Origin of the sequence: Microcystis viridis FACHB-1342 (assembly GCF_014698335.1) — a bacterium.
Taxonomy (GTDB): domain Bacteria; phylum Cyanobacteriota; class Cyanobacteriia; order Cyanobacteriales; family Microcystaceae; genus Microcystis; species Microcystis ichthyoblabe_A.
Genome location: NZ_JACJSV010000125.1, coordinates 1 through 4,860 on the forward strand (window position 1 = coordinate 1; position 4,860 = coordinate 4,860).

Below are 4,860 nucleotides of genomic sequence, written 5' to 3' on the forward strand. Positions count from 1 at the left end.
TCATTTTGGGTCTGATTTGTTTTTGTTAATGATCAGACAGTACCTGATGAGCCTTTCTTTGTCAACTCTTGAGGTTGATGCGTTTCATTTTTGAATTGGCGCATTGATTGAAACTGTGATACCAAATCCTGTTATAATAAAACGAGATATAGGGTGCGTCCCATGCAGCCTTTACCTTTTTGAAAACACTTTCAATGATGTAGCTATGGACTGGGAAACTCGAATTACACTAAATCCCGATATTTTGGTGGGAAAACCTATCATTAAAGGAACAAGGATTGCGGTTGAATTTATCATCGATCTTCTCGCCCAAGGTTGGAGTGTTGATGAAATTCTGCGAAACTACCCAGGTATTACAGTAGAAGATATTCAAGCTTGTCTTGGCTATGCTAGTGTAATGCTCAAATCTGAGAAAGTCTATGCTATTCCTGCTTAACTGATGCGTTTTCTAGCGAACGAAAATTTCCCCCTTGACGCGGTTGAAGCCCTAGGACAAAATGGCCATGATGTCCTGTGGATTAGGGTGGAATCCCCCGGAATCTCAGACCGGGAAGTTTTAAGTCGCGCCCAAGCAGAAAATCGTATTCTCTTGACATTTGATCAAGATTTTGGAGAACTCGCCTTTCGTTCAAGGTTGCCGGCCAGTGTTGGTATTATTTTGTTTAGAATAAGAGTACCTTCTGCATCTGTAGTCGCTGAGAAAGTTGCCAAGGTTATCTCATTACGGGATGACTGGTATGGACACTTTACAGTTATTGAAGAAGACAAAATTAGAATGAGAGACTTAACGGTGAGATCGCCGATCTTGTAGGGTACGTTCCCTCATGTGACTCCTACTGCTCCACTGATCGATTTTGGGGGAACGCACCATGCACATTGATTGCAGCTGTATTCCTTGATGGGAGAGGTAGATTTAGGAAGATGCTATGATCCAAATTAGATAGCAACACCAGATGTTTAATATGTCCCTTATCGAACTCCTGCCAACTGTCAGTCAACTAACGCATCAAGACAAGCTCAGGCTTATTCACTATCTTTTGCTTGCAGTAGCCAAAGAGGAAGGATGTAGCCTAGACACTGCAAGTAATGGGCATAATGAAAATATGCTGATCAAGCAACTAGCGGTTACTAACGCGGTTGTCTGGTCGCCTCAAGCAGATCATCAAGCTGTTCACGCTTTGTCTGAGCTTTTGGTGTCGGCAAAGGGAGTATCAAATGCTTGACGGTCATCGCTTTTCTTTTACAGAACGGACTGACAGTTCTGGTCGGTCTAGCATTGCCATACTTGTCGCTAACCTTAACTGATGGACAACAGTCAATAGAGGTTATGGCTTTATTGGATACGGGTGCTAGTGTTAATGTCTTACCCTACGAAATCGGATTACAGTTAGGGGCGGTCTGGGAAAATCAAACTGTTCAAATTCCCTTAAGTGGAAACCTTGTCCATAGTGAGTCACGAGGGCTGGTTGTGACTGGGACAGTTGCACATTTTGCTCCTGTTTTACTTGCCTTTGCGTGGACTCAATCAACAGATGTACCAGTAATTTTAGGTCACATGAACTTTTTTGCAGAATTTAATGTGTGCTTTTATCGAAACGAATTAGCTTTTGAGATTTGTCCGATCCAGAAATAAACTGTTGCCAACCAATCCGCTGAACTTGTCATTTGCCGAACTGTTTTTACTTCGTAGCCAGTGCGATGCCGAAGGCACTGCGTAGCAGTACGCCATCGCTGTAGGGTGCGTTCCTTAATGTGACTCCTACTGCTCCAGCGATCGATTTTTGGGGAACGCACCATGCACATTGATTGCAGCTGTGGGTTTAAATGCGATGCCGCTCCTCCCGCTCAAACCCCGGAACCCTCTGCCCTCGTCGGTCTGGGGGCTGTCGTCGGTCTGGGGGCTGGCTTCAAGCGCCGCCACACCCAAGCAGACAAAAACTAAGCGTTAGTTGAAGGGATTACAACAGGAGAGCCGCAATGGTCTCTTTTTTTGCTATTTAAAAGAGGATTATTTGATATTTGCTTCTTTTTAATGGAGATTGGAGAAATCATCAACCTTCCTCAAGGCACTAGACACAAGCGAGCTATCATAAAACCATCGCTGATTTGACAATCGCCAACCCCTAAAAATTATGAGCGTAGTTATTCCTAATGACATACTGACCGCATCAGGACTCTCCGAAGACGAGCTAAAACTAGAAATCGCCATCATGCTCTTTAAACAAGACAAAATCAGCATTGGCAAAGCCCGTCATCTTGCAGGCATGAACCTCCTCCAATTTCAACACGAACTTAATCTAAGAGAGATTTGTGTCCATTATGACCTTGAAGAATTAGAAGAAGATATCCAAACCTTACAAAAACTGGGCAGACTATGATCGTCGTGAGTGACACCTCACCCATTACCAACCTAGCCACCGTTAACCAGTTAACCCTTTTGCATCAACTCTATGGAACAATTATCATTCCTCAAGCCGTTTATGAGGAAATGGCGAGTTTAGGTTACGCCGTACCCGGCACGATTGAAATCATGACCTTATCTTGGATAGAAACACGGCCTGTCACCCAGCAAAACCAAGTTAATCAACTACTCAATAAATTAGACCGAGGAGAATCAGAAGGGATTATTTTAGCGCTAGAATTAGGCGCAGATATATTAATTTTGGATGAAAGAAAAGGACGCAAAGTTGCATAATCTCTTGGGCTAAATATTACTGGAATATTGGGCGTTTTACTCGAAGCCAAGCAAAAGGAATTGATTATGAATATTAAACCGATTGTTGATCAGCTAATCTTAAAGGCAGAATTCCGAATTAGCGAAACACTCTACAGAAAAGTTTTGACCATTGCGGGAGAATGATTCTATTGCAATATTTCAACCCATTTTACAAAGTGCGATGCCGAAGGCACTGCGTAGCAGTACGCTAATCTTGTAGGGTGCGTTCCCTAATCTGACTCCTACTGCTCCAGCGATCGATTTTTGGGGGAACGCACCATGCACATTGATTGCAGCTGTGGGTTTAAATGCGATACCGAAGGCATTGGGTAACACCCCTAGATGGGGTTGGAGGAGTTGATTTAGGGTACTATACTGGTTTATAGGGTTTTCGAGATTAGTGCTTTTTCTCATAAAGCCTTACTCCTGATCTGGATAGGGGATCTGCTAAACTGAAATTTAGGAGAGTCAAAAGCTTGCCCCAAGGGGAAAGTTAAAAATCATTTAAGCGTTACAGGGTTTGATTCACGAGCATCTAGAAGGCAGGTGAAATTCTGTGTTTATGACTAAGAACTAGCTGCCCAAAGCAAAGACACTTCATACTGATTAAGTGTTGAATCCGCACTCACAAGTGTCATATCTTCTACCTGAGCTTGTGCAATCAGCATTCGGTCAAAAGGATCACGATGATGTAAAGGCAATGCAGCCGCCCGCAAAGCATGAGAAGCATTGATCTCTAACGACCTAGCTCCCAGTCGGGTCATTCGAGTGGAGACATAATCATCTATTTGCTCTGGCAGTGGTAATTTACCGATTGAAACTTTAATTCCCATCTCCCAAACACTGGCAACAGAAAACCACACTTCATTGCTTTCGTTTGCAATTTGTTCAATTACATTCTCACTTAACTTGTCTGGTTGGACAAACCACCACAGCCAGCATTGTGTATCCAGTAAAAGTCTCACTCCGCACCACCCTCAAATGCTCCCAAAATATCTTCTGGTAAAGGAGCATTAAAATCATCTGGTATGGTCAACATCCCTCGATCTTGTCCTAAACTAGACCGTCGATCTAAAGATGTCCGAAATGGAACAAGCTTAGCAATTGGGATACCTCGGTTTGAAATAACGATTACTTCTCCGAGTTCCACACGAGACAATAGCCGAGAAAGGTTTGTTTTAGCCTGATGAATGTTTACTGTTTCCATAGTCTAAAAGAACTAAGTCTATAAACTAAGTTTAATCTAGTCACGGCAATTCTGCAAGGGCAAGTTAATTTAGAGTTGTGGGTAACTGACAAGCAACACGACATAACAACACGCTGGAGCAGCGGACAATTGAGAGATCTTAGCGGTGATGCAGAGGTTGTCTATCGCCGCTCAGCTAAGCCGTTAGCTCTCTGGAAGTGGCATAGCACATTAATTGAAGCTGTGGGTTTAAATACGATGCCGAAGGCACTGCGTAGCAGATCGCTGATCTTGTAGGTAGGAAACCCAACTCCCTCAAAACCAAGATTAAATGCAGTGGGATAGACGTGGGATAGATTTTCTCTTATTGCCGTGAGCGAAACCGTCTATATTGAAACCAGTATTTTGGGTCATCTAACCGCAAGACCAACAGAAAACCTGATTCTTGCCGCCAACATTAAGATTACACAAGACTGGTGGGATGAGTATAGTAGTTTATTAGTTCTGTATGTTTCGGAAATTGTTGAAGATGAAGCATCGAGAGAAGATTCAACAATTGCTACTCAAAGACAGAACTTGTTACAGTCCTTGATTTTTCTCGATCTAACCGAAGAAGCGATCGCTCTAGCACAAGAATTCCTGCAACAAAGCAACCTACCCCCCAAAGCCTCTAATGATGCCTTACACATGGCACTAGCAACCGTTTATGGCTTAGACTATCTACTAACATGGAATTGTAAGCAGATGGCAAACGCTCAAATCCAAAGAAAGCTATCCCAAATTAGTATGACTTGGATGCAATCTTTGCAGACCTACGCAAAAAGGAGGCAGCAAGCGGCAGAGAAGTCGTAAACTTAGGGACTTCCAGAGAATAAAATACCCAACAAAAAAATAGAAAAGTGTTTTTTTGAAAAAGTAATTATTTTTGTCTAGGAAAACAAAGAGTCTCCCATTACAA

At 42.8% G+C, this 4,860-nt stretch carries 9 protein-coding genes and 2 pseudogenes; 8 read left to right on the plus strand and 3 right to left on the minus strand.

Annotation, left to right across the window (positions count from 1 at the left end):
• Positions 1-205 precede the first annotated feature (205 nt).
• From H6G40_RS22475 to H6G40_RS22505, 7 genes and pseudogenes are all read left to right on the plus strand, one after another.
• Entirely contained in the window at positions 206-436 is a 231-nt protein-coding gene (locus H6G40_RS22475; RefSeq protein WP_069474477.1) for a DUF433 domain-containing protein, read from the plus strand.
• Positions 437-439: 3 nt separating this feature from the next.
• A complete protein-coding gene (locus H6G40_RS22480) occupies positions 440-811 on the plus strand; it encodes a DUF5615 family PIN-like protein (protein WP_190538253.1) in 372 nt (123 codons plus the stop codon).
• A gap of 142 nt (positions 812-953) precedes the next feature.
• Positions 954-1,223 carry a hypothetical protein gene (locus tag H6G40_RS22485; RefSeq protein WP_242028831.1) on the plus strand — a complete coding sequence of 90 codons (270 nt, stop codon included), beginning with the start codon at positions 954-956 and terminating at the stop codon, positions 1,221-1,223.
• Positions 1,216-1,633: pseudogene (locus H6G40_RS22490) on the plus strand (pepsin/retropepsin-like aspartic protease family protein). Before H6G40_RS22485 ends, H6G40_RS22490 begins: the two are co-directional and overlap by 8 nt.
• 162 nt (positions 1,634-1,795) lie before the next feature.
• Complete coding sequence (locus tag H6G40_RS22495) at positions 1,796-1,942, plus strand: PEP-CTERM sorting domain-containing protein (protein WP_002738886.1); 147 nt, start codon at positions 1,796-1,798, stop codon at positions 1,940-1,942.
• Positions 1,943-2,132: 190 nt separating this feature from the next.
• Positions 2,133-2,378 carry a UPF0175 family protein gene (locus H6G40_RS22500; RefSeq protein WP_002770883.1) on the plus strand — a complete coding sequence of 82 codons (246 nt, stop codon included), beginning with the start codon at positions 2,133-2,135 and terminating at the stop codon, positions 2,376-2,378.
• Positions 2,375-2,860 (plus strand): annotated as a pseudogene (locus H6G40_RS22505) (PIN domain-containing protein). The gene H6G40_RS22500 and the pseudogene H6G40_RS22505 overlap by 4 nt, the downstream one beginning before the upstream one ends.
• Positions 2,861-2,875: 15 nt before the next feature.
• Here H6G40_RS22505 and H6G40_RS22510 read toward each other — a convergent pair.
• The 3 genes from H6G40_RS22510 to H6G40_RS22520 all read right to left on the minus strand — a co-directional run bounded on the left by H6G40_RS22510 (position 2,876) and on the right by H6G40_RS22520 (position 3,923).
• On the minus strand, positions 2,876-3,130 hold the full coding sequence (locus H6G40_RS22510; RefSeq protein ID WP_002739141.1) for a hypothetical protein: 255 nt from the start codon (positions 3,128-3,130) through the stop codon (positions 2,876-2,878).
• 152 nt (positions 3,131-3,282) lie between these two features.
• On the minus strand, positions 3,283-3,681 hold the full coding sequence (locus H6G40_RS22515; protein ID WP_069474475.1) for a type II toxin-antitoxin system VapC family toxin: 399 nt from the start codon (positions 3,679-3,681) through the stop codon (positions 3,283-3,285).
• Positions 3,678-3,923, minus strand: coding sequence for a type II toxin-antitoxin system Phd/YefM family antitoxin (locus tag H6G40_RS22520; RefSeq protein ID WP_016514827.1), 246 nt, complete (start codon positions 3,921-3,923; stop codon positions 3,678-3,680). Before H6G40_RS22520 ends, H6G40_RS22515 begins: the two co-directional genes overlap by 4 nt.
• Before the next feature lie 351 nt (positions 3,924-4,274).
• Here H6G40_RS22520 and H6G40_RS22525 point away from each other — a divergent pair, with 351 nt between their 5' ends.
• Positions 4,275-4,754, plus strand: a complete 480-nt coding sequence (locus tag H6G40_RS22525) for a type II toxin-antitoxin system VapC family toxin (protein WP_002738680.1) — start codon at positions 4,275-4,277, stop codon at positions 4,752-4,754.
• The last annotated feature ends 106 nt before the right edge of the window (positions 4,755-4,860 follow it).

Excerpts from the sequence above, each read along its gene's own strand:
- H6G40_RS22480 (WP_190538253.1), top strand. The coding sequence starts at position 440 with ATGCGTTTTCTAGCGAACGAAAATTTCCCCCTTGACGCGGTTGAAGCC.
- H6G40_RS22500 (WP_002770883.1), top strand. The coding sequence starts at position 2,133 with ATGAGCGTAGTTATTCCTAATGACATACTGACCGCATCAGGACTCTCC.
- H6G40_RS22520 (WP_016514827.1), bottom strand. The coding sequence starts at position 3,923 with ATGGAAACAGTAAACATTCATCAGGCTAAAACAAACCTTTCTCGGCTA.
- H6G40_RS22495 (WP_002738886.1), top strand. The coding sequence starts at position 1,796 with ATGCACATTGATTGCAGCTGTGGGTTTAAATGCGATGCCGCTCCTCCC.
- H6G40_RS22485 (WP_242028831.1), top strand. The coding sequence starts at position 954 with ATGTTTAATATGTCCCTTATCGAACTCCTGCCAACTGTCAGTCAACTA.
- H6G40_RS22475 (WP_069474477.1), top strand. The coding sequence starts at position 206 with ATGGACTGGGAAACTCGAATTACACTAAATCCCGATATTTTGGTGGGA.
- H6G40_RS22510 (WP_002739141.1), bottom strand. The coding sequence starts at position 3,130 with ATGAGAAAAAGCACTAATCTCGAAAACCCTATAAACCAGTATAGTACC.